General features: G+C 73.6%; 16 protein-coding genes. 11 read left to right on the top strand and 5 right to left on the bottom strand.

The window, feature by feature from the left end:
• Positions 1-136 precede the first annotated feature (136 nt).
• Positions 137-1,270 (bottom strand): HoxN/HupN/NixA family nickel/cobalt transporter, encoded by a 1,134-nt coding sequence (locus ACIBH3_RS21180; RefSeq protein WP_396313565.1) that lies wholly within the window; start codon positions 1,268-1,270, stop codon positions 137-139.
• Between the two features lie 280 nt (positions 1,271-1,550).
• On the opposite strand from ACIBH3_RS21180, the gene ACIBH3_RS21175 reads away from it, so the two are divergent.
• Positions 1,551-2,507: a hydrolase gene (locus ACIBH3_RS21175; protein WP_396313564.1), complete on the top strand. Its 957-nt coding sequence runs from the start codon at positions 1,551-1,553 to the stop codon at positions 2,505-2,507.
• A gap of 103 nt (positions 2,508-2,610) precedes the next feature.
• Here the strand turns inward: ACIBH3_RS21175 and ACIBH3_RS21170 are convergent, their stop codons facing one another.
• Positions 2,611-3,573, bottom strand: coding sequence for a hypothetical protein (locus ACIBH3_RS21170; RefSeq protein ID WP_396313563.1), 963 nt, complete (start codon positions 3,571-3,573; stop codon positions 2,611-2,613).
• Between the two features lie 142 nt (positions 3,574-3,715).
• Between ACIBH3_RS21170 and ACIBH3_RS21165 the strand changes: the two genes are divergently transcribed.
• Both ACIBH3_RS21165 and ACIBH3_RS21160 read left to right on the top strand, forming a co-directional pair.
• Positions 3,716-4,834: an alpha/beta hydrolase gene (locus ACIBH3_RS21165; protein WP_396313562.1), complete on the top strand. Its 1,119-nt coding sequence runs from the start codon at positions 3,716-3,718 to the stop codon at positions 4,832-4,834.
• Positions 4,835-5,015: 181 nt separating this feature from the next.
• The gene (locus tag ACIBH3_RS21160; RefSeq protein ID WP_396313561.1) at positions 5,016-7,364 is read left to right on the top strand and encodes a glycosyltransferase family 39 protein; all 2,349 of its coding nucleotides are present in this window, start codon (positions 5,016-5,018) and stop codon (positions 7,362-7,364) included.
• A 189-nt stretch (positions 7,365-7,553) separates the two neighbouring features.
• On the opposite strand, the gene moaA is transcribed toward ACIBH3_RS21160, so the two are convergent.
• The gene (gene moaA / locus ACIBH3_RS21155) at positions 7,554-8,549 is read right to left on the bottom strand and encodes a GTP 3',8-cyclase MoaA (protein ID WP_396313560.1); all 996 of its coding nucleotides are present in this window, start codon (positions 8,547-8,549) and stop codon (positions 7,554-7,556) included.
• Between the two features lie 129 nt (positions 8,550-8,678).
• Here moaA and ACIBH3_RS21150 point away from each other — a divergent pair, with 129 nt between their 5' ends.
• The 5 genes from ACIBH3_RS21150 (at position 8,679) to ACIBH3_RS21130 (ending at position 13,673) form a co-directional block, all read left to right on the top strand.
• Entirely contained in the window at positions 8,679-9,281 is a 603-nt protein-coding gene (locus ACIBH3_RS21150; protein WP_396313559.1) for an NTP transferase domain-containing protein, read from the top strand.
• Between the two features lie 287 nt (positions 9,282-9,568).
• Positions 9,569-10,414 carry a hypothetical protein gene (locus tag ACIBH3_RS21145; protein WP_396313558.1) on the top strand — a complete coding sequence of 282 codons (846 nt, stop codon included), beginning with the start codon at positions 9,569-9,571 and terminating at the stop codon, positions 10,412-10,414.
• 155 nt (positions 10,415-10,569) lie between these two features.
• On the top strand, positions 10,570-11,424 hold the full coding sequence (locus ACIBH3_RS21140; protein WP_396313557.1) for a hypothetical protein: 855 nt from the start codon (positions 10,570-10,572) through the stop codon (positions 11,422-11,424).
• A 97-nt stretch (positions 11,425-11,521) separates the two neighbouring features.
• Positions 11,522-12,451 carry an iron-sulfur protein gene (locus ACIBH3_RS21135; RefSeq protein WP_396313556.1) on the top strand — a complete coding sequence of 310 codons (930 nt, stop codon included), beginning with the start codon at positions 11,522-11,524 and terminating at the stop codon, positions 12,449-12,451.
• Between the two features lie 202 nt (positions 12,452-12,653).
• Complete coding sequence (locus ACIBH3_RS21130) at positions 12,654-13,673, top strand: DUF2637 domain-containing protein (RefSeq protein WP_396313555.1); 1,020 nt, start codon at positions 12,654-12,656, stop codon at positions 13,671-13,673.
• A gap of 7 nt (positions 13,674-13,680) precedes the next feature.
• On the opposite strand, the gene ACIBH3_RS21125 is transcribed toward ACIBH3_RS21130, so the two are convergent.
• A complete protein-coding gene (locus ACIBH3_RS21125; protein WP_396313554.1) occupies positions 13,681-16,110 on the bottom strand; it encodes a SpoIIE family protein phosphatase in 2,430 nt (809 codons plus the stop codon).
• 257 nt (positions 16,111-16,367) lie between these two features.
• Entirely contained in the window at positions 16,368-16,814 is a 447-nt protein-coding gene (locus tag ACIBH3_RS21120) for an ATP-binding protein (protein ID WP_396313553.1), read from the bottom strand.
• A 615-nt stretch (positions 16,815-17,429) separates the two neighbouring features.
• Here ACIBH3_RS21120 and ACIBH3_RS21115 point away from each other — a divergent pair.
• The 3 genes from ACIBH3_RS21115 to ACIBH3_RS21105 are packed head-to-tail and all read left to right on the top strand — an operon-like array spanning position 17,430 to position 20,933.
• Positions 17,430-18,140 carry an urease subunit gamma gene (locus ACIBH3_RS21115; protein WP_396313552.1) on the top strand — a complete coding sequence of 237 codons (711 nt, stop codon included), beginning with the start codon at positions 17,430-17,432 and terminating at the stop codon, positions 18,138-18,140.
• A complete protein-coding gene (locus ACIBH3_RS21110; RefSeq protein ID WP_396313551.1) occupies positions 18,137-19,858 on the top strand; it encodes an urease subunit alpha in 1,722 nt (573 codons plus the stop codon). Before ACIBH3_RS21115 ends, ACIBH3_RS21110 begins: the two co-directional genes overlap by 4 nt.
• 34 nt (positions 19,859-19,892) lie before the next feature.
• Positions 19,893-20,933: an agmatine/peptidylarginine deiminase gene (locus ACIBH3_RS21105; RefSeq protein WP_396313550.1), complete on the top strand. Its 1,041-nt coding sequence runs from the start codon at positions 19,893-19,895 to the stop codon at positions 20,931-20,933.
• The last annotated feature ends 150 nt before the right edge of the window (positions 20,934-21,083 follow it).

Here is a 21,083-nt window from a genome sequence, read left to right as displayed (position 1 = left end):
CCGCCGCCCCCCCCCCCCCCCCCCGCGGGGGGGGGCGGCGACCGCCCCACCCGGGGCCCGCGGGGCCACGGCTATGGGGCCCCGCCCCGGGGGGTCCCCCGGGGCGGCGGGCCCTCTGCCCGCGCGGCCGCTGCCGTCAGTCGCTCTCGGCGCTGCCGGCGGCCAGGCCGGCCGACCACTTCTCCTCGACCCGGCCGAACTTCCAGAACGCCAGCGCGCCCGCCCAGGTCACCACGAAGAGGCCGACCACGGCGTACCCGACCAGGTTGAGGTCGAGCTCGCCGATCCAGGCGATCGGGCCGCTGGTGATGTCGAGCTTCTCGCCGAGCAGGCCGACCAGCTCGATCACCCCGATCACCAGGGCCACCACCACGGACAGGCCGGTGACGGTCAGGTTGTAGTAGATCTTGCGGACGGGCTTGGAGAACGCCCACTCGTACGCGAAGTTCATGAACGAACCGTCGATGGTGTCCAGCAGGCTCATTCCGGCGGCGAACAGTACCGGCAGCACCAGCAGCGCGTACCAGGGCAGCGAGAAGGCCGCCGCACCGCCGGCCAGCACCAGCAGCGAGACCTCGGTGGCGGTGTCGAAGCCCAGGCCGAAGAGCAGGCCGACCGGGTACATGTGCCAGGGCTTGGTGACGGCCCTGGTGACCCGGCCCAGGATGCGGTTCATGAAGCCGCGCCGGTCGAGCTGGCGCTCCAGCTCCGCCTCGTCGAACTCGCCCTCGCGCATCCGGCGGAACACCTTCAGGATGCCGTTGAACGCGCCCAGGTTGATCAGGCCGATCAGCACCAGGAAGGTGCCGGAGACGGTGACGCCGATCAGGCCGGTGGCGCTGTGCAGCGAGGACTCGTCGGACTCCACCTGCCCGGCCAGCGACCGGATGCCGAAGGCGAGCAGCGCGCAGAGGCCGAAGACGATCGAGGAGTGGCCCAGCGAGAACCAGAACCCGACCGAGAGCGGCCGCTTGCCCTGGCCCATCAGCTTGCGGGTGGTGTTGTCGATGGCCGCGATGTGGTCGGCGTCGAAGGCGTGCCGCATGCCCAGGGTGTAGGCGGTCAGGCCCATGCCCGCACCGAAGACCTGCCCGCCGACGTCGTAGTGCCGGGGCGCGATCACCGCGAGCAGCGTGAACCAGCCGATCACGTGCAGGGCGAGGATGAAGCCGCCCATTCCGGCCAGGCGCACCCACTCGTCCCGGCTGAGCCGGTCACGCCATCGCGTGGGTGCGCGCAGTGCGGCGGCGACGGGGGGCGCGCTGGTCATGGCGGCGTCCTCTCGGGAAGTGCTGAGGGTGAGCACTGAAGGTGAGCATCGAGCCGGGCCATCTTTCCGCGTACAAGGAAGTAGTTGCAAGTCATACGCAACTACGATCGGAAATCGGTGGACCTGGGCAGAGCCGAGAGAGATGACCGGAACGCGTCACGTGCCGTACGAACGGCCGTAACCTCCGAAGGCTTTCGGTGCCGCCCCTCCCGCCGGATACTCGGATCTACGCGCGAATATCCCGGCGCGGAACCCTCACTCCCCCACGGAGGCACGGCAGATGACCCACCATCACAGAACGTCCCGGACGACCGCCACCCTGGCTGCCGCCGTCCTCGCCGCCACCCTCACCGGCCTGGCCGCCCCGACCCCCACCGTCGCGGCACCGGCCCGGGCGGCCGTCGGCACCCAGCACCGGGTGCTCTTCGACAACAGCAAGGCCGAGACGGCCGGCAACGCCGACTGGATCATCAGCACCGGCATCCCGGACCCGCTCGGGCAGAACGCCGACCCGACCACCGAGAAGAGCTGGACGGGCGCGCTCTCCGCGTGGGGCGTCGCCCTCCAGCGGACCGGCCAGTACAGCCTGAAGACGCTGCCCGCCGGCGGCACCATCAGCTACGGCACCGGCGGCGCGCTCGACCTGGCCAACTTCGACACCTTCGTCGTGCCCGAGCCGAACATCCGCTTCAGCGCCGCCGAGAAGGCCGCGATCATGACCTTCGTGCAGAACGGCGGCGGGCTGTTCCTGATCTCGGACCACACCCAGAGCGACCGCAACAACGACGGCTGGGACTCCCCCGCGATCATCAACGACCTGATGACCGCCAACGGCGTCGACAACACCGACCCCTTCGGGTTCTCGGTGGACCTCAAGAACATCAGCACCGACAACCCGCGGGCCGTCGCCGACCCGGCCGACCCCGTCCTGCACGGCGGCTTCGGCACCGTCACCGGCTCGATCCTGCGGGCCGGCACCACCTTCACCCTGAAGCCCGCCGACAACCCCGCCGTCAAGGGGCTGCTCTACCGGACCGGCTACAGCGGCACCTCCGGCGCCTTCTTCGTCACCAGCACCTTCGGCAGCGGCCGGGTGGCGATCTGGGGCGACAGCTCCCCCGCCGACGACGGCACCGGGCAGTCGGGCAACAAGCTCTTCAACGGCTGGGACGACCCGGCGGGCACCGACGCCGCGCTCGCGCTCAACGCCACCGCCTGGCTCAGCCGGGCGAGCTGAGCCGGGCACGCCGGGCCGGGCGCACCGCGTGAGCCCGGCCCACCCGAAGCGCCCGGAGCTGCCGTGACGGCCGCTCCGGGCGCAGTGCTGCCCGGCCGACGCGCTACGGCAGCGGGTAGGTGCCCTCGGGCACGTCGCTGGTCTGCGCGTTGCCACCGACGGTCGGTTGCAGGGTGATCGACCACTTGGTGTAGGTGCGGGAGGTCTCGAACTCCATCGTGTCGTCGAACTTGCTGAAGTCGCAGCTCTGGGTGAACGCCTTGGTGGAGGAGTCCCAGTCCGCCCCGCCCGCGAAGTAGATGTCGTAGGTGCCGTCCTCGATGCCCTCCAGCGTGGCGGTCTTGCCCTTGCTGACGAAGATCGAGTGCACCGACTTGCCGCCCTTGGCGAGCGAGAGCACCGCGTCCGAGCTGCCGCCGTTCTCGATGCTGAGTACGCCCTCACCGTTCAGCCGGCCCTCGCGCACGAGCGTGCCGTTGTCCAGTGAGCGATGCTGGAGCTTGCCCATGTCCGGCACGTTGAACGAGGTCGGGTACCCGGCGTCCGCCAGCGCCTTCAGGGCCGGCGCAACACCGGCCAGGCCCTCCGACTCCCCCACCTTGGCCAGCGCCGAGCTGGTCGCGCAGAGGTTCTTGCTGCGGATGTCCCCCCGGACCTTGTCGAGGTCCGCGGCGAGCTGGCCCAGGGCGACCATCAGCTGGCGTCGGGCGGTGGCCACACCCGCCGGCTCGGACGCCAGGGACAGCCCGGTGGAGGCGTTGTCCGCCTTGGTGCCCGCGTCCTTCAGGGCGGTGGAGAACTCGTCCATGCTGCCGGCTTTGGCGAGTTGCCCGACGGCGCTCTCCAACGGCGCGATCCAGCCGGTGAGCACCGGCCCGTACGGCGTGGGAGTGGGTGTCGGCGTGGGCGTGCGGACCGGCAGCGGCGTGGCGGACGGGAATCCGGTCGCACTGCTGGTCGATGCCGCGTCACCGCCACTGCTGCCGCTGCCGCCGCTGCTACAGGCACCCAGCAGCAGGACCGCGCCCGCCGCCAGGACTACCGCTCTGGTGGACTTCGCCGCCATGACCAAGACAGGCCCCCCTGATGCCGTCGTCGTGCTTCCCCGCGGACATGATCCCGGCCGGAGCAGCCGGGGTCAATGGAGCGCACAATGGCGCAAAGGGGCGCGTACCAGGGCTTGCGAGCCCGTCAACTACCATCAGCTGGTGCCCAGCCTCACCGGACTCCCGCTCCAGATCATCGCCTCCGTCATGGCGATCGCCGTCTTCGCCGCCACCATGTGGCTCTGGCCGAGACTCGCCGGCCGGACCTGGCAGGCCTGGCTGGGCCGGATCGGCGCGTTCCTCGCCACCCAGCTCGCCGTACTCCTCGCGATGGGCCTGATCGCCAACGGGTACTTCGGCTTCTACAGCTCCTGGAGCGACCTGCTCGGCTCCGACGGCGGCCCCGGCACGGTCGTCGACCACCAGCCGAGCGCCGCCCTGTCGGTGACGGGCGAACAGAAGGTGTACTCCGCGCAGGGGTCGGCCCGCGAGCGGTCCGGCCTGATCCAGAAGGTCGACGTCAAAGGGAGCGGCTCCGGCCTGAGCAGCGAGGCCTACGTCTACCTGCCGCCGCAGTACTTCCAGCCCGACTACGCCAAGCAGGCCTTCCCGATGGCCCTGGTGCTGGCCGGCTACCCCGGCTCGGCCGAGAAGCTGATCTCGCTGATGCAGTACCCGGCCTCCACCCTCCAGGCCATCGAGCAGAAGAAGCTGCCGCCGACCGTCCTGGTGCTGATGCGCCCCACGCTCTCCGGCAACCGCGACACCGAGTGCATGGACGTCCCCGGCGGCCCGCAGGTGGAGACCTTCTTCACCGCCGACCTGCCCAAGGCGCTGGGCACCACCTACCGCCTCGCCGACGACCCCGGCTCGCGCGCCGTCATCGGCAACTCAACCGGGGGCTACTGCGCACTCAAGTTCGCGCTGCGCAAGCCCGACGCGTACCGCTCGGCGATCTCCCTCTCCGGCTACTACACCGCGCCGATCGACCAGACCACCGGCGACCTGTTCGCCGGCAACGGGCAGCTCAAGCAGGAGAACGACCTGCTCTGGCGGCTGAAGAACAAGCCCGCCGCGCCCGTCTCGCTGCTGCTGGCCACCAGCTACGACGAGAACAACTACCAGGACACCCAGGCGATGGTCGGCGCGTTCAAGGCCCCGACCAAGCTCTCCACCATCACCTTGGACACCGGCGGCCACAACTTCCACACCTGGACCCGGGAGATCCCGCCCGCGCTGGAGTGGCTGGGCAAGCACCTGACGGCGCCTCAGAGCGCCTGACCCGAGGCACCGGCAGCCCGGACCCGGGCGGCACCCGGGCGGGATCAGGGCGGCGCCCGACCGGCATCCGGGCCGGACCCCGGCGCGGCTCCGACCGCATCCGAGCCGGACCGGCAAGATCACAGCCCGTTCACAGCTGCGTCTCATGGCCCTCTCAGCCGCCCGGCCGAACGTATCCCCCATGACCACGACCAGTTCCCCACCTCCGACCAGCGACCCGTGGCCCGAGGCTGCGAACTACCCGCCGCCGGAGCCCCCGGCACGCGCCACGGTCGACCCGCTGTTCCCGCCCGCCACCCTCCCCGAGGCCGGTCCCAGGGGCCCGGCCTCCTGGGGCGGCCGGCTGCGCACCCTGCCGGGGCGCACCTGGCGCGGCCGCGCCGACGACCCGCGCTGGGCACGCCCGGCCCTGCTCGCGCTGCTCGCCGCGACGGCTGTCCTCTACTTCTGGGGTCTGAGCGCCTCCGGCTGGGCCAACTCCTTCTACTCCGCCGCCGCCCAGGCCGGCTCGCAGAGCTGGAAGGCCTTCTTCTACGGCTCCTCCGACGCCTCGAACTTCATCACCGTCGACAAGCCCCCGCTCTCGCTCTGGCCGATGGCGCTCTCCGCCCGGCTCTTCGGCCTCAGCTCGTGGTCGATCCTCGCCCCGCAGGCCCTGATGGCGGTGGCCACCGTCGCCACGCTGTACGCGACGCTGCGCCGCCGCTTCTCCCCGCTCGGCGGTCTGCTGGCCGGCGCGGCGCTGGCGCTCACCCCGGTCGCGGCCCTGATGTTCCGCTTCAACAACCCGGACGCGCTGCTGGTCCTGCTGCTGACCCTGGCCGCCTACGCCCTGCTCCGGGCCACCGAGACGGCGAGCACCAGGTGGCTGGTCCTCACCGGGGTGCTGTTCGGCCTCGGCTTCCTCACCAAGACCCTGCAGGCCTTCCTGGTGCTGCCGGTCTTCGCGCTGGTCTACCTGGTGGTGGCCCCCACCGGCGTCTGGCGGCGGCTGCGCCAGCTGCTGTCCGCCGGTGCGGCGATGGCGCTGGCGGGCGGCTGGTGGGTGGCCGTCGTCGAGCTCGTCCCGGCCTCCGCCCGGCCCTACATCGGTGGTTCGCAGGACAACAGCTTCCTGTCCGTCACCTTCGGCTACAACGGCTTCGGCCGGCTCACCGGCAACGAGACCGGCAGCGTCGGCGGCGGGCGGATGGCGGGCGCCGGCGGCCCGGGCGGCCCCGGCGGTGGCGGCGGCGGCGGGGGGCAGTGGGGCTCCACCGGCATCACCCGCCTGTTCGACGGCGACATCGGCGGCCAGATCGCGTGGCTGCTGCCCGCAGCGCTGATCCTGCTGGTGGTCGGCCTCTGGGCCACCCGCCGCCACCCCCGCACGGACAGCGCCCGGGCGGCCTTCCTGGTCTGGGGCGGCTGGCTGGTCTGCACCGCGCTGACCTTCAGCTTCATGTCCGGGATCTTCCACCAGTACTACACGGTGGCGCTGGTTCCGGCGGTCGCGGCGCTGGTCGGCATGGGCGTGGACGGCCTGTGGCGGGCCCGGCGGCGGCTGCCGTACGCGGCGGTGCTGAGCGGCACGCTGGCGGTCACGGCCCTCTGGGCGTACGTACTGCTCGGGCGCAGCCCGGACTTCCAGCCGTGGCTGCGCTGGGCGGTGCCGGCCGGCGGGCTGGCCGCGGCGGCCGCGCTGCTGCTGGCCGGGCGGCTGGCGGCGCGGCTCGCGGCGGTGGCCGCCCTGGTGGGGCTGGCGGCGGCGTTCGGCGGGCCGGCGGCGTACGCGCTGGACACCGTCTCGACCGGGCACACCGGGTCGATCGTGACGGCCGGCCCGCGGGTCCAGGGCGCGGGCTTCGGCGGCCGTGGGCAGGTGTTCCCGGGCGGCGAGGCCGGCGGGCCGCGCGACGGCGGTGCGCGGGCTGACGGCCGGGGCGGCGGGGCCGGGCGGTTCCCGGGCGGCGCCGGCGGGATGGGCTTCCCCGGCGGGCCGAACGGTGCGCCGGGCCTGCCCCCGGGCGGTACGGCGGGCGCCGCTGCGGGTGCTCCGGGTGCTGCTCCGGGTGCGATGGGCGGCGGCGGGATGGGCGGCGGCGCGATGGGCGGGCTGCTCAACGGCGCGCGGGTGAGTGCCGGCCTTGCCGCGCTGATCGGTCAGGACGCCGACCGCTACACCTGGGCGGCGGCCGCGGTCGGCTCGCAGAACTCGGCGAGCTACCAACTGGCCACCGGCAAGCCGGTGATGTCACTCGGCGGCTTCAACGGCACCGATCCCTCGCTGAGCCTGGGCGCCTTCCAGCAGTATGTGCGGGACGGGAAGATCCACTACTTCATCGGCGGCGGTTCGCAGACTCGCACCGAGGTGGCGGGAGCCGCCACCGCGGCCGGCGCCACCGGTGGAGCGGGCGGTGGAGCGGGCGGACCGGGCGGATCGTCCTCCTCGGAGTCCGCGCAGATCGCTAGCTGGGTCGCGGCCCACTTCACCGCGAAGACGGTCGACGGCGCCACGCTCTACGACCTGACGGCCCCGACGACGGGCTGACCTGCCGGCCCGCGGCCCCATCGACGTAGCCCGTGAGGGGCGCACCAGCGGTGCGCCCCTCACAGCACGCCGTCCTCAGCCGCTCGCGCAACGGGTCCCGTCCACCAGGACCCCCCGACGTGCCCCCGGCCCGTCGGCCGCGCCCCCGCACCCGGTACGCGCCGCCGCGGCCGCCGACTTGACGGCTGCTCAGCCCCCGATGGCGGACATCGGACGGTCCGGCTGGACGAAGTCGGCGGAGTTGATGTCGTGGCCGGGGCCCTTGCGGGCGATGGTGTTGCGCCAGGCGGCCTCGATCGCGGCGTCGTCGGCCCCGTCGCGCAGCAGGGCGCGCAGGTCGGACTCGGTGGTGGCGAACAGGCAGTTGCGCAGCTGGCCGTCGGCGGTCAGGCGGACCCGGTCGCAGCCGCCGCAGAACGGGCGGGTGACGGAGGCGATCACGCCGACCACGGTGTCCGTCCCGGCGATCCGCCACTCCTCGGCCGGCGCGTTGCCGTGCCGGCCGACCGGGACGAGCTCCCACCGGGCGCCGAGGATCTCCAGCAGCTCATCGGCGCTGATCATCTTGCTCCGGTCCCAGGCGCCCTGGGCGTCCAGCGGCATCGACTCGATGAAGCGCATCCGGTAGCCGTGCCCGGCGGCGAACTCGACCAGGTCGGTGATCTCGTCCTCGTTGACGCCGCGCACCGGCACCGCGTTGACCTTGACCGGGGCGAGGCCGGCGGCCCGGGCGGCGGCGAGGCCGGCGAAGACGTCGGCGATCCGGTCGCGGCGGGTGATCTCGGCGTAGCGGTCCGCGCGCAGCGTGTCGAGGCTGACGTTGACCCGGTGCAACCCGGCGTCCTTCAGCGCGACGGCGGTCCGGGCCAGCCCGATGCCGTTGGTGGTGAGCGAGACCTCCGGGCCGAGCCCGGTCAGCCGGGCGACCAGGTCCGGCAGGCCGCGCCGCAGCAGCGGCTCGCCGCCGGTCAGCCGGACGGAGGTGATACCCAGGCGCCGTACCGCGATCCGCACCAGGCGGGTGACCTCGTCGTCGCTGAGCACCTCGGCCTTGGGGAGCCAGTTGAGCCCCTCGGCCGGCATGCAGTACGTGCAGCGCAGGTTGCAGCGGTCGGTGAGCGAAACCCGCAGGTCGGTGTGGACCCGGCCGAAGCGGTCGACCAGCGGGGGAGGTGCGGTGTCCATCGACCAAGTACAGGCCCAGCCCCGGCGAAGATCCAGCGGTGGAAGAGCCTGGTTGCCGCCGCGACCTGCGGGTTCGTGTTGTGCATTCATACAACTGCGGGCGCTTGCGCGGCCCGTCAAGCTGGTCGCATGAAGGATCACCACCCGCCCGTCGCCGCCCTCGTCCTGGCCGCCGGCGGGGGCAGCCGGCTCGGCGGACGGCCGAAGGCCCTGCTCCCGTACCGCGGCCGGCCGCTGGTCGAGCACGCCGTGGCGGTGGTGCGGGCCGGGGGCTGCGAGGACGTGACGGTGGTGCTCGGCGCCGCCCGGGAGCGGGTCCGGGCCGGCACCGAGCTGCCCGGGTGCCGGCTGATCGACAACCCGCTCTGGGAGAGCGGCATGGGCTCCTCGCTGCGGGCCGGCCTCCAGGCGCTGCCGGCCGGCCTCGCGGCGGTGCTGGTGATGCTGGTGGACACCCCCGGCGTCACCCCGCAGGCCGTCGCCCGACTGCTGGCCGCCCACCGCGCGGGCGCCGAGCTCGCGGCGGCCGGGTACGACGGACGGCGCGGGCACCCGGTGCTGGTCGGCGCCCGGCACTTCGCCGAGGCCGCCGCCGGTGCGACCGGCGACGCGGGCGCCCGCGCGCTGCTCGCGGCGCACCCGGACGAGCTCGTCCTGGTCGAGTGCGGGGACGTCGCCGTGCCCGACGACCTCGACACCCCCGCCGACCTCGCCCGTTGGACGGCGGGCTGAGGTCCGCGCCCGGCGGACCTCGGTGTCCGCCCCACCCGGAAGCAGCTCCGGCAGCCCGATCCACCCGGCAGCCGATCCACCCCGGCAGCCGATCCGGTGGGACGCCCGGCGGGCCCGGCTCCCCCCGGAGAATGATCACCGCCGGCGGCGCCTCGTCCTCCACGCGTACCCGCCGGCCCGGCACCCCTGATCTGTCCCTGGGATTGCCGCATTCCTCGCCACGACCCGTGCGGATCAGGGAGCATGGGAGCGTCCTGCCCAGCCGAACCGAACGGACGGTGCGAGCCATGTCCGGACTGTCACTGCCCGATGACTTCACCGGCCGCGACCCGGCACAGCACCCCCAGGGCGGTGGCGGCGGCGCGCGGGCGATCCGCTGCCCGGCCTGCCGGCGCGAGCACCTGTACGAGCCGCCGTCGCTGCCCTGCGCGTGCGGAGCCTCGCTGAAAGTGCCGCTGCTGCGCGGCGGAGTGCCGGTCCAGGTGCGGTTCCGCTCCTGGGAGGACTCCTGGCTGAGCATGCGCTGCCCGCACTGCGGCCGCTCCGACCAGTGGCCGCAGCCCGAGTTCACCTGCAACTGCGGCGCCACCGTGCGTCTTCCGGTGGACAAGGCGACCCGGCTGCCCGGCGCCGGCCCGAGCGGCCCGCCGAGCACCCGCCCGCAGACCGTACGCCCGCACAGCGCCCCCGTGGCCGCGCCACCCGGCATGCCGGCGATGCCCTCGCCGGGCGCCTGGCAGCGGCGGGCGCCGTTCCGCCCGCAGCCCGTACGCACCTCGCAGGACGCGGTGTACACCGCCGCGCGGTACCTGGAGTGGCTGGGCTTTGACGACCTGGAGCTGACGGAGGCCCAGGAACGGGACGGGGTGACCCTGCTGGGCGCGCGGATGGTCGCCCAGGTGGACACCTGGACGGAGCCGGCCGACGTGAAGTCCGTCGAGTGCCTGTGGCTGCAGACCCTGCACGCCGAGGAGATGGCATCGGCCATGTTCACCATGGCGGGGTACTCCCACCAGGCGACCGTACGCGGCGAACAGCTCCTGGTGGCCCTGTTCACGCTGGACCCGGCCGGCGTCCCACAACCCGCGAACGGCGCCGCGGAAGCGCTGATGGAGACCGGCTGGACGTCCTGACCCACCCCCGCCGCCGGGCCCGCACCCGCCCGGGGGCGCAAATCAGTGACGCTCGTGATCTGGTGCACAAGCTCACCCCCGTGTTGAATTGCGGCCACAGCAGTCCCGATTGCTGACACTCCCGATTGCTGGATGGCGCACACAAGGAGGTGGCGTTGTCAGAGCACGGAACAGCCCCGGGAAGCCGGGACGGGCGGGGGCGGGGGCGTGCTCCGCAGGAGCCGGCGGACACCGTGTGGCGGCTGCGCTCACGCGCCTGCTGGCAGGAGGCCGCGGAACTGCTGCGTCCGGCGGCCGAGCGGGATCCGGCGGCGGCCCTGGTGCGCGCCGAACTCCTCATCGAGCAGTGCCTGTTCACCGCCGCACACTGGCAGCAGGCCGAGCAGGCGCTGAGGCTGGCCGAAGCCGGCGCGTCCACCACCGAGCAGCGCGCCGCGGCCGCCTGCGCCCGCGGCTTCCTGGCATACGTGGCCAGCGTGCTCGGCCAGCGCGACCGGCTGGACGAGGCCCAGGCGGCGTTGGGCCGCACCTCCGCCCTGCTGCCACCGAACGCCGCGGGCCGTCCGCTGCTGGACTTCCGCCGCGGCCTGGTCGCCGAGAACCTGCTGCGCGACCCGACGGCGGCGTGGATCGCGTACCGCAGGGCGCACGAGGGCGCGGCGGAGCACGGTGACGCGCTGCTGAGCTCCTCCACCTGGCGGCACCTGGGCGCGCTCGCCCTGGCCGGCGGGGACCGGGAACGCGCCCGCGAAGGCTTCGACAACTCGCTGCGCCTGCGCGAGCAGTTGGGCTTCACGGTCGGCGTCGCACCGGCGCTGGCGGCACTCGCCGGGGTGTCGGGACCAGCCGAGGCGACCCGCTTACGAGCGGAGGCGAGGCGACTGGTGCGGGCGCTGGGGGGCGTACCGGTCTGGCTGGCGCGCCACCTGAGCGCCCCGCCGGCACCGGGCACACCCGCCACTCCCACGGACGGGCGCATCGGACAGGAGGCCGGGGGCAGCATCAGCTAAGGTGAGCCTAACCTGGCCGAGGGGAGCAGCGCCTCGGCCGGGTCGCCTTGCCGTTCCCGGGCTCCGCACGAGCTCCGGTCGACCCGATGGGGCCGCCATGACCGCGAGCAGCGCCGCAGCCGTCGGCAGCCCCGGGCGCGCGGAGGCCGCCGCGGACGGCACCCCGGCGGGCACGAGCGGGCCGGCCCCGCAGCCGCGGCCCCGCGCCGAGCTGCCTCCGCCCTGCACCGCCGGCTACTCCCGGCTGGCCGAGGTCCTCCCCGAGCTGCGCGTCCACCCCGGCCCACCGCGCTCCGGCAACGGCTGGGTCAGCGGCGCCGACCTGCTCCACGACCCGGCGGCACTGAGCAGGCTGATCGCCTTCGACGCCCGCCAGGGCCTGGAGCGGTACGGGCGGCCGCTGCGCCCCGACGTCGCCGCCGGGTTCTGCCTGCACCGCTACTGCTGGCCGGCCGGACTGCTCTTCACCCTGCCGTGGTTCCTGGAGCACCGGGTGCCCGTCCTGGCGCCGGAGGCCGTCTCGCTCCGACGCCGGACCGGGGAGCTCACCGCCCGGCTCGGCGCCTTCACCTGCCTGCCCGGCGATCCGGCGGCCGCGCTGCCCGGCGCGCTGGTGGTGGCGGACGAGGGCGCGCTGCGCGCCGCGCTGCTGGCGGCTCTGACGGCGCATCTGGACCCGGTCCTCTCGGTGTTCCGGCCGGCGGTACGACGCGGCCCGCGCACGCTCTGGGCGATGGCGACGGACGCGGTGGTCGAGGGCCTGTGGTACGTCGGCGGGCTGCTGGGCGAGGAGGAGCGCGCGGTGGCCGCACTGCGCGACCTGCTGCCGGACAGGGGCCGCGGCACAGCGCCCTTCGCCTCCGGCACCGGCTTCGACGCGGGCGCATCCGGCGAGGACACCTGCGACGGGGAGAGCCTCGGCGCCCGGACCCGCACCCGCACCCGCACCCGGGCGAGCTGCTGCCTGCTCTACACGGCCCGGCCGGAGACGTCCTGCTTCGGGTGCCCCCGCGCGGCACGCGGTTGACCTGTTCGATACGGACAGGGAATCGAAATTCCGGGCAGTAATCCGCACCAATCCCCTCGTATATTTGTATGACGATGCGATTGCCTCCCGGTCAGAAATCCCTCTCTCCAGCGCATTGACAGCAAATCAGCCATTTGGCGGGCGGACATCCGCCATGATGGATTCCCGGTCACTCCGCAGGAAAGCGAGGCTGGTTCAGGCCATGAAACTGTCCGACATACCTCTGGGCTGGGCCATCACAGGCGTCCTGGCGCTGGTGGTGAGCGCCGTGCTGGTGGCTTTCGCACGGAGCAGAGGCTCGGTGTCCAACGGCGGCCCGGATTCCTGGGAGCGCTCCGAGGAGCGCAGGCGCCGCAAGGAATCGCTCTACGGCGGGGCCTCGTACACGCTGCTGTTCTGCTGCGCCGCCGTTGCGGCCGCACTCTCCTTCCACGGTCTGGTCGGCTTCGGGGTGCAGAATCTCAACCTCTCCGGAGGGTGGGAGTACCTGGTGCCGTTCGGCCTGGACGGGGCGGCGATGTTCTGCTCGGTCCTCGCCGTCCGCGAGGCCAGCCACGGCGACGCCGCGCTCGGCTCCCGGCTGCTGGTCTGGCTGTTCGCCGGCGCCTCGGCCTGGTTCAACTGGGTGCACGCCCCACGCGGCCTCGGCCACGCCGGCGCGCCGCAGTTCTTCGCCGGGATGTCCCTCTCCGCGGCCGTGCTGTTCGACCGGGCCCTCAAGCAGACCCGCCGGGCCGCCCTGCGCGAGCAGGGCCTGGTGCCGCGCCCGCTGCCGCAGATCCGGATCGTCCGCTGGCTGCGGGCCCCGGTGGAGACGTACGCGGCCTGGTCGCTGATGCTGCTGGAGGGCGTCCGCAGCCTGGACGAGGCGGTCGAGGAGGTCCGCGACGACAAGCGCGAGGCCGCCGCCAACCGTGAACGCCAGCGGATGGCCTCTCGGCGCGAGCGCGCCGAGATCCGCGCCATCAACCGGACGCACAGCGTCTGGCGCCCGCGCGGCCCGGCCACCGCACGGCAGTTGGAGTCCGGATCGGAGTCTGCGATAGCCGGGCCCGAGCCCAGCGCCGGTGAACCGGCCACCGCGATCGTGGTCCAGGCCGGCCTGCCGGCCCGCCCGAGCCGGCGGACGATCGACCTCACCCTCGACGAGGACACCGTCACCCTGCCCAGGCTGGACTCGCTGGAGCAGAAGCTCAAGGACCTTGAGCAGCAGTTCGGGTGATCGCTGATCAGCCCCGGCCCGGGTTCGGGCTCTCCGCCGCCACCGGCGCGGCGGAGAGCTCGAACCACATCCGCTTGCCCGAGCCCCGTGGCTCCACGCCCCAGCCGTCCGCCAGCGCCTCGACCAGCATCAGCCCGCGCCCGGAGGACGCCTGCTCCCCCGGCGTACGCCGGGTGGGCCAGAGGTCCGACTCGTCCTCGACCTCGACCCTGAGCCTGGCCCCGCCGCCCTCGCCGTCCGGATCCCGGTAGAGCCGGGCGGTGAACATGGCGTCGCGATCGGTGTGCCGGATCGCATTGGTGACCAGCTCGGAGGCGAGCAGTTCGGCCGTGTCGACCAGCTCGGCCACGCCCCAGCGGCGCAGCGCGTCCCGCAGCTCGGCGCGGACCTCGGCGATCCGTGCCAGGTCCGCCTGGCCGATCCGGCGGCGCAGCTGCTGGGCGGCGAGCCCGCCCGCCGGGCCGTCCCAGCGCAGCAGCAGGAGCGCTATGTCGTCCTCGCGCTCCCCCGCGTCGGCGGCCTGCGAGGCCACCCGGTCGGCGAGATCCTCCAGCGGGTCCCCGCCGGCCTCCCGGTGGCTGTGGACCTCACCGGAGAGCGAGCGGCAGAGCCGGCCCATCCCGGTGTCCAGGTCCATCGTCCGGGACTCGACCAGACCGTCCGTGCAGAGCAGGACCGTTTCGCCCGGATCCAGGCTGAACCGGGTGACCCGGTACTCCTCGTCCGGCGCGATGCCCAGCGGCAGACCGCCGGCGACCGGCTGGACGGCGGCGCTGCCGTCCGCCCGCCGGACCACCGGGTCCAGATGGCCGGCCCGCACCGCGTACACCACGCCGTAGTCGACGTTGACCTCGGCGTAGGTGCAGGTGGCGAAGTGATCGGTGTCCAGGTCGGCGAGGAAGCGGGAGGCACGGGCCATCACCGCGGCGGGCGGGTGACCCTCGGCCGCGTACGCGCGCAACGCGATCCGCAGCTGACCCATGATCCCGGCCGCGTGCACGTCATGGCCCTGGACGTCGCCGATCACCAGCCCGACGTGCCCGCCGGGCAGCGGCACCACGTCGTACCAGTCGCCGCCGATCTGCAGGCCGGAGCCGGCCGCCAGGTAGCGCACCGCCGTCGTCACCCCGGGGACGGAGGGTACGGTGCGCGGCAGCATCACCCGCTGGAGGCCCGCCGCCAGCTCGTGCTCCGCGTCGTGCAGCCGGGCCCGGGCCAGCGACTGAGCGACCAGGCCGCCGAGGGTGGACAGCAGGGTCCGCTCGTCGGCGTCCAGCTCGCGGTCGTCGTCGAAGCTGACCAGACAGACGCCGATCGCCCGGCCGCTGGCCACCAGCGGCAGGAACGCCCAGGCGCTGCGCGGCATCGCGCTGACCGACCCCCAGACCTCCGGGTAGCGCTCGCGGTACTCCTCGCGGCTGGCGATGAACACCGGCATCCGGCCCCGCAACGCCTCGGCCGCCGGGTGCGCGGGCGGCAGCACCGAGCGGTCGTACGCCTCCATCTCGTGCGGCTGGTACCCGCTGGCGCCCAGGATCCGGACCCGCCCGGCCTCCTGCGCCGCCAGCACCAGGCCGTCCGGTGGCAGGCCGGGCAACGGCAGCTCGGTGAAGACCCGGGCGACGTCCGTCACGGTGACGGCCTCGGACAGGGCGCGGGCGGCTTCCTTGATGAAGCGCGAGCGCTCCTCGCGCAGCAGGGCCATCCGGTCGGCGCGGTCGCGCTTGTGCAGCTCGACGGTGGCGTCCCAGACGAAGCCGACCATCCGGGAGGCCCGGCCGAAGGCGTCCGCCAGGACCCGGCCGCGGAAGCGCACCGCGCGCAGCTCGCCGCTGGGCACGACGGTGCGGTAGTACGCGCCGCACTGGCCCAGCTCGGCGACCGCCCGCTCGACCCGGCGGCGCACCACCGGGGCGTCCTCCGGGTGGAGCAGCGCCAGGAAGGAGCCGGAGGTGTGGTCGAACCGGCCCCCGCCGCCGCCCTTGTTCAGACCCAGGATCGCGCAGGCCCGCTGGTCGCCCTCCAGGACGTCGCGGCGGATGTCCCAGTCGAAGGAGCCGATGCCGTTGGCGGCCATCGCCGGCTCCAGCCAGTCCGGGGTGGAGTCACCGGAGGTGGTGGGCAGGCCGCCGGAGGCCACCGGCGCCAGCCGGCCGGTGGCCAGGCCGGGCGCCGCCCGCAGGGCGTGTCTGCGGACCACCTGGGCCGGCGTGCGGCCGGCCGGCAGCGCGCCGGAGGCGCCGGCCGGGGCCGGAGCGGCAGGGGCGGTGGAGGCGGCAGGGCTGGTGGAGGCGGTCCGGGTGGTGGTCGTGCCGGGGGCGCCGGCCGGGCCGCCGTTGGCGTGGCCGACGGTGCCCGCGCCCGCGTTCCCGGAGGCCGGGCCCGCAGGCGCGCCGGGAGGAAGCGCCGACCCCTGTGGCTCGGGCTCGTTGGCCATACTGCTCCTGCCGCTGCCGTGCCGTGCGTCCCGCCGGGGCGGAACGGCATGGCCGTCTCGTGGTGATGAGGTGGTGATGGTGACGTGGTGCTGGAGGGGCGCGGCCGGGAGGTTCGCCGGTCGAGGCCGGATCTCCCCGCTGGCTCCCGTTCCCGGGCACACATTCCCACTATCCTGTCGAATGTTCGGCAAAGCGGCAATGGCGACGGGCCCGCGAATCCTCGGTTCGGCGGCGAACGACGGCGAATGCTGAGGACTCAGGAATATGCCAGTTCGAACCAGGTGACCTTGCCGTCCCCCCGCAGCTGTACCCCCCAGTCGTCGGCCAGTGCCTCGACCAGCAGCAGACCCCGGCCGGAGGTCGCGTACTCGGTGTCGGGCTCACGCCGGCGCACGGGCAGCCCGGCGGTGCCGTCCTGGACCTCGATCCGCAGCCGCAGGTCCGCGGTGAGCACCGCGTCGAGGACCGCGCCCTGACGGGTGTGCAGCAGGGCGTTGGTGACCAGTTCGGACGTCAGCAGCTCCGCGGTGTCGGCGAGTTCGGGCACCCCCCAGCGGCTGAGTGCGGAGCGCAGCCGCTGGCGGACCGCCCCCACCGCGACCAGATCGGCCGCCTCCACCGTCACGTGCAGGCGGCGGTGCAGCGCACAACCGGCCGCCGATACGCCCTGCTCCGCCGGCCTGCCGTACCCGGCCTGCCCCACCGGCACTCCGCCCGAGGCGGTGTACCGAAGTCCGTCCCCCGAACCCGAACTCGTCCGCTGCCGCGGAAATCGCGACTGACCGTCCATCAAGACACGCCCCCGCCTTCATCCGGCGCCCATGCCGGATCCCCCGCCGGCCGGGCCACCCACTTACTGAACCCCCATCCTCATGCCCATCTGGCACGCTTTGCAACAGTGTGCGTCCGATCACCTGGGGTGAAAGGGGCTCGGGGCGCACGCCGTGATCCAATCCCCCACCTCGGACAGGTTTGCGACCGGGACAACCACATTCGTCAGCCCCTCCCCCTCCTCGCACTCCTCGCATGCGCCGGGAACCAGCGGCCGGTCCCGAACCGCTCGGCCACCCGCACGGCGCCCACGGCCCCCGCACAGACCACCCACCGATCGAGCGCGACGAGCGACAGCACCAGCCGGTGACTCGATCGCGGCGCCCGGCGCGCCGATCGGGTCCGCGAGGGCAAGGCTGGACAGGGGGGCCCGGTCCGGGTTCAATGGCCAGGAGGAGTTTGAACGACGTTCTAACTTCGGACCCCCCGGGTCCGCCCCCTGTACCGGCCCCACCCCCGTACCATCGGCGACCGCGAGCGAGGAACCGTGCGACTGACCCCCACCGAGCGGGACCGGCTGCTGATCTTCACAGCAGCCGAGCTGGCCCGCGCCCGCCGCGCCCGGGGCGTACGCCTCAACGTGCCCGAGGCCCACGCCCTGATCGCGGACACCGTCTGCGAGGCCGCCCGGGACGGGCGCCGGCTCGCCGAGGCGATCGAGGCCGGCCGCAGCGTGCTCACCGCCGACGACGTGCTGCCGGGCGTACCGGACGTGGTCACCGTGATCCAGGTCGAGGCCGTCTTCGAGGACGGCACCCGGCTCGCCGTGGTCAACGACCCCTTCAAGGGCGCGGGCTCGCTGGGCGACGAGGCCCCCGGCGGCGCGCTGGCCGGCCCGGGCGAGGGCTACGACCCGGTGGAGGAGACGGTCGTGGTCGCGGTGCACAACACCTCCGCCGTACCGATCTCGGTCACCTCGCACTTCCACTTCTTCGAGTCCAACCCGCGCCTCGCCTTCGACCGCGCGGCCGCCTACGGCACCCACCTGGCCGTCCCGGCCGGCTCCTCGGTCCGCTTCGACCCGGGCGCCACGATCGAGGTCGGCCTCGTGCCGATCGGCGGCGAGCGGGTCGCGATCGGCTTCGCCGGACTGGTGGACGGCCCGCTGGACGCGCCCGGGGCCAAGGAGGCCGCGCTGGAGAAGGCCCGCGCTACCGGCTACCTGATCAACTTCGACGACGCAGAGGTCGAGTCGTGACTGCCATCACCCCCCATGACTACATCTCCGTGCACGGCCCCCGCGCCGGCGACCGGATCCGGCTCGGCGACAGCGGCCTGATCGTCCGCGTCGAGTCCGACTCCCAGGCGCCGGGCGAGGAGTTCCTGGCAGGCTTCGGCAAGACCGCCCGGGACGGGCTGCACCTCAAGGCCGCCGCCGTCCGCGACACCTGCGACGTGGTGATCAGCAACGTCCTGGTGATCGACGCGATCCAGGGCATCCGCAAGACGTCCATCGGCCTGATCGACGGGCGGATCGCCTCGATCGGCCGGGCGGGCAACCCGGACACGCTCGACGGTGTCGAGGTGGTCGTCGGCACCGGCACCACGATCGTCTCCGGCGAGGGCATGATCGCCACCGCGGGCGCCATCGACACCCACGTCCACCTGCTCTCCCCGCGGATCATGGAGGCCTCGCTGGCCTCCGGCGTCACCACGATCATCGGCCAGGAGTTCGGCCCGGTCTGGGGCGTCGGCGTCAACTCGCCCTGGGCGCTGCGGCACGCCTTCAACGCCTTCGACGCCTGGCCGGTCAACATCGGCTTCCTCGGCCGCGGCTCGTCCTCCGACCCGGCCCCGCTGGTGGAGGCCCTCGCCGAAGGCGGCGCCTCCGGTTTCAAGGTGCACGAGGACATGGGCGCGCACACCCGCGCCCTGGACACCGCGCTGCGGGTCGCCGAGGAGTACGACGTCCAGGTCGCCCTGCACACCGACGGCCTCAACGAGTGCCTGTCCGTGGAGGACACCCTGCGGGTCCTGGAGGGCCGCACCATCCACGCCTTCCACATCGAGGGCTGCGGCGGCGGGCACGTGCCCAACGTGCTCAAGATGGCCGGCGTCGAGAACGTCATCGGCTCCTCCACCAACCCCACCCTGCCCTTCGGCCGGGACGCCCTCGGCGAGCACTTCGGCATGATCGTCTCCGCCCACGACCTCAAGGTCGACCTCCCCGGCGACGCCGCGATGGCCCGCGACCGCATCCGCGCCGGCACGATGGGCGCCGAGGACGTGCTGCACGACCTCGGCGTCATCGGCATCACCTCCTCCGACGCCCAGGGCATGGGCCGCGCCGGCGAGACCGTCCGCCGCACCTTCGCCATGGCCGGCAAGATGAAGGCCGAACTCGGCCCCCTCGACGGCACCGGCTCGTACGGCACCACCGAGAGCGGCGACGACAACGAACGCGTGCTGCGCTACATCGCCAAGCTCACCATCAACCCCGCCATCGCGCACGGCCTCGCCCACGAGGTCGGCTCGATCGAGGTCGGCAAGCTCGCCGACATCGTGCTCTGGCGCCCGGACCACTTCGGTGCCAAGCCGCAGCTGGTCCTGAAGGCCGGCTTCCCCGCGTACGGCGTGGTCGGCGACCCCAACGCCTCCACCGACCGCTGCGAACCCCTCGTCCTGGGCCCGCAGTTCGGCGCCCACGGCGCCACCGCCGCCGACATCTCGGTCGCCTTCGTCGCCCAGGCCGCCGCCGACGGCGCGTACCTGGACAGGCCCGCCGACGGCATGCCCACCCGCCGCCGCCGGGTCGGCGTACGCGGCACCCGCGGCATCGGCCCGCGCGACATGGTGCGCAACGCCCGGATCGGCGACGTCCAGGTCGCCGAGACCGGCCTGGTCTCGCTGGACGGCTCCCCGATCCGCTCCGAGCCCGCCGACAGCGTCTCGCTCAGCCGCCTGTACTTCCTCTGACCTCCTCCCCCACCCCTCCCCTAGGACCCGCTTCATGACCAGCACCCCCGCCTCGCTCGGCTACCGGATGCCCGCCGAATGGGCGCCGCACGACCGCACCTGGATGGCGTTCCCCAGCACCAACCAGACCTTCGAGACGCCCGAGCAGCTGCACGACGCGCGCCTCGCCTGGGCCCAGGTCGCCAACACCATCGTGCGGTTCGAGCCGGTCACCCTGATCGTCAACACCGGTGAGACCGAGGAGGCCCGCAAGTACGTCTCCGAGCAGGTCGAGACGGTCGAGCGCCCGCTCGACGACGCCTGGATGCGCGACATCGGCCCGACCTTCCTGGTCGACGGCAAGGGCTCGCTCGCCGCCACCGACTGGGTGTTCAACGGCTGGGGCGCGCAGTCCTGGGCCAGCTGGGAGAACGACCAGCACATCGCCGAACACATCACCGGGCTCACCGGTGTGCAGCGGTTCGCCTCCCGCCTGATCAACGAGGGCGGCGGCATCCACGTCGACGGCGAGGGCACCGTCCTGGTGACCGAGACCGTCCAGCTCGGCGAGGGCCGCAACTCCGACTGGACGAAGGAGGAGGTGGAGGCCGAGCTGCACGCGCAGCTGGGCACCACCAAGGCGATCTGGCTGCCGCGCGGACTCACCCGCGACTACGACGAGTTCGGCACCCGGGGCCACATCGACATCGTCGCCTCCTTCGTGCGCCCCGGCGTGGTCGTCGCCCACGTCCAGCCCGACCCCTCGCACCCCGACCACGAGGTCTGCAAGGAGCTGGTGGCGATCCTGCGCAAGTCCACCGACGCCGCCGGCCGCCAGCTGGAGGTCATCGAGCTGCCCGCCCCGACCGTCCTGCTGGACGAGGACGGCGAGCCGGTCGACTACTCCTACATCAACCACTACGTGGCCAACGGCGCCGTCGTCCTCTGCGCCTTCGACGACCCGCGCGACCAGGAGGCCGCGGCCATCCTGGGCGAGGCCTACCCCGGCCGCACCGTCGAGCTGGTCGACGCCCGCGAGATCTTCGCCAACGGCGGCGGCATCCACTGCATCACCCAGCAGCAGCCGAAGGCCTGACGGTCCGTCGGACGGCTACCGCTCGCCGGGCCACCGAGGCCGGAGCCGAGCCGCCGGGAGCGGAGGGTCGGCTCCGGGCCGGCGGTCGAGCCCGGGGGGGGGGGGGGGGCGCGGCGCGCCCCCCCCCCCCCCCCCCCCACCCCACCGCCC

This window comes from Kitasatospora sp. NPDC050543 (genome assembly GCF_044457565.1).
In the GTDB taxonomy this organism is placed as follows: domain Bacteria; phylum Actinomycetota; class Actinomycetes; order Streptomycetales; family Streptomycetaceae; genus Kitasatospora.
Note: the sequence above shows the minus strand (reverse complement) of the source record. Positions and strands in the feature narration are given on the sequence as shown.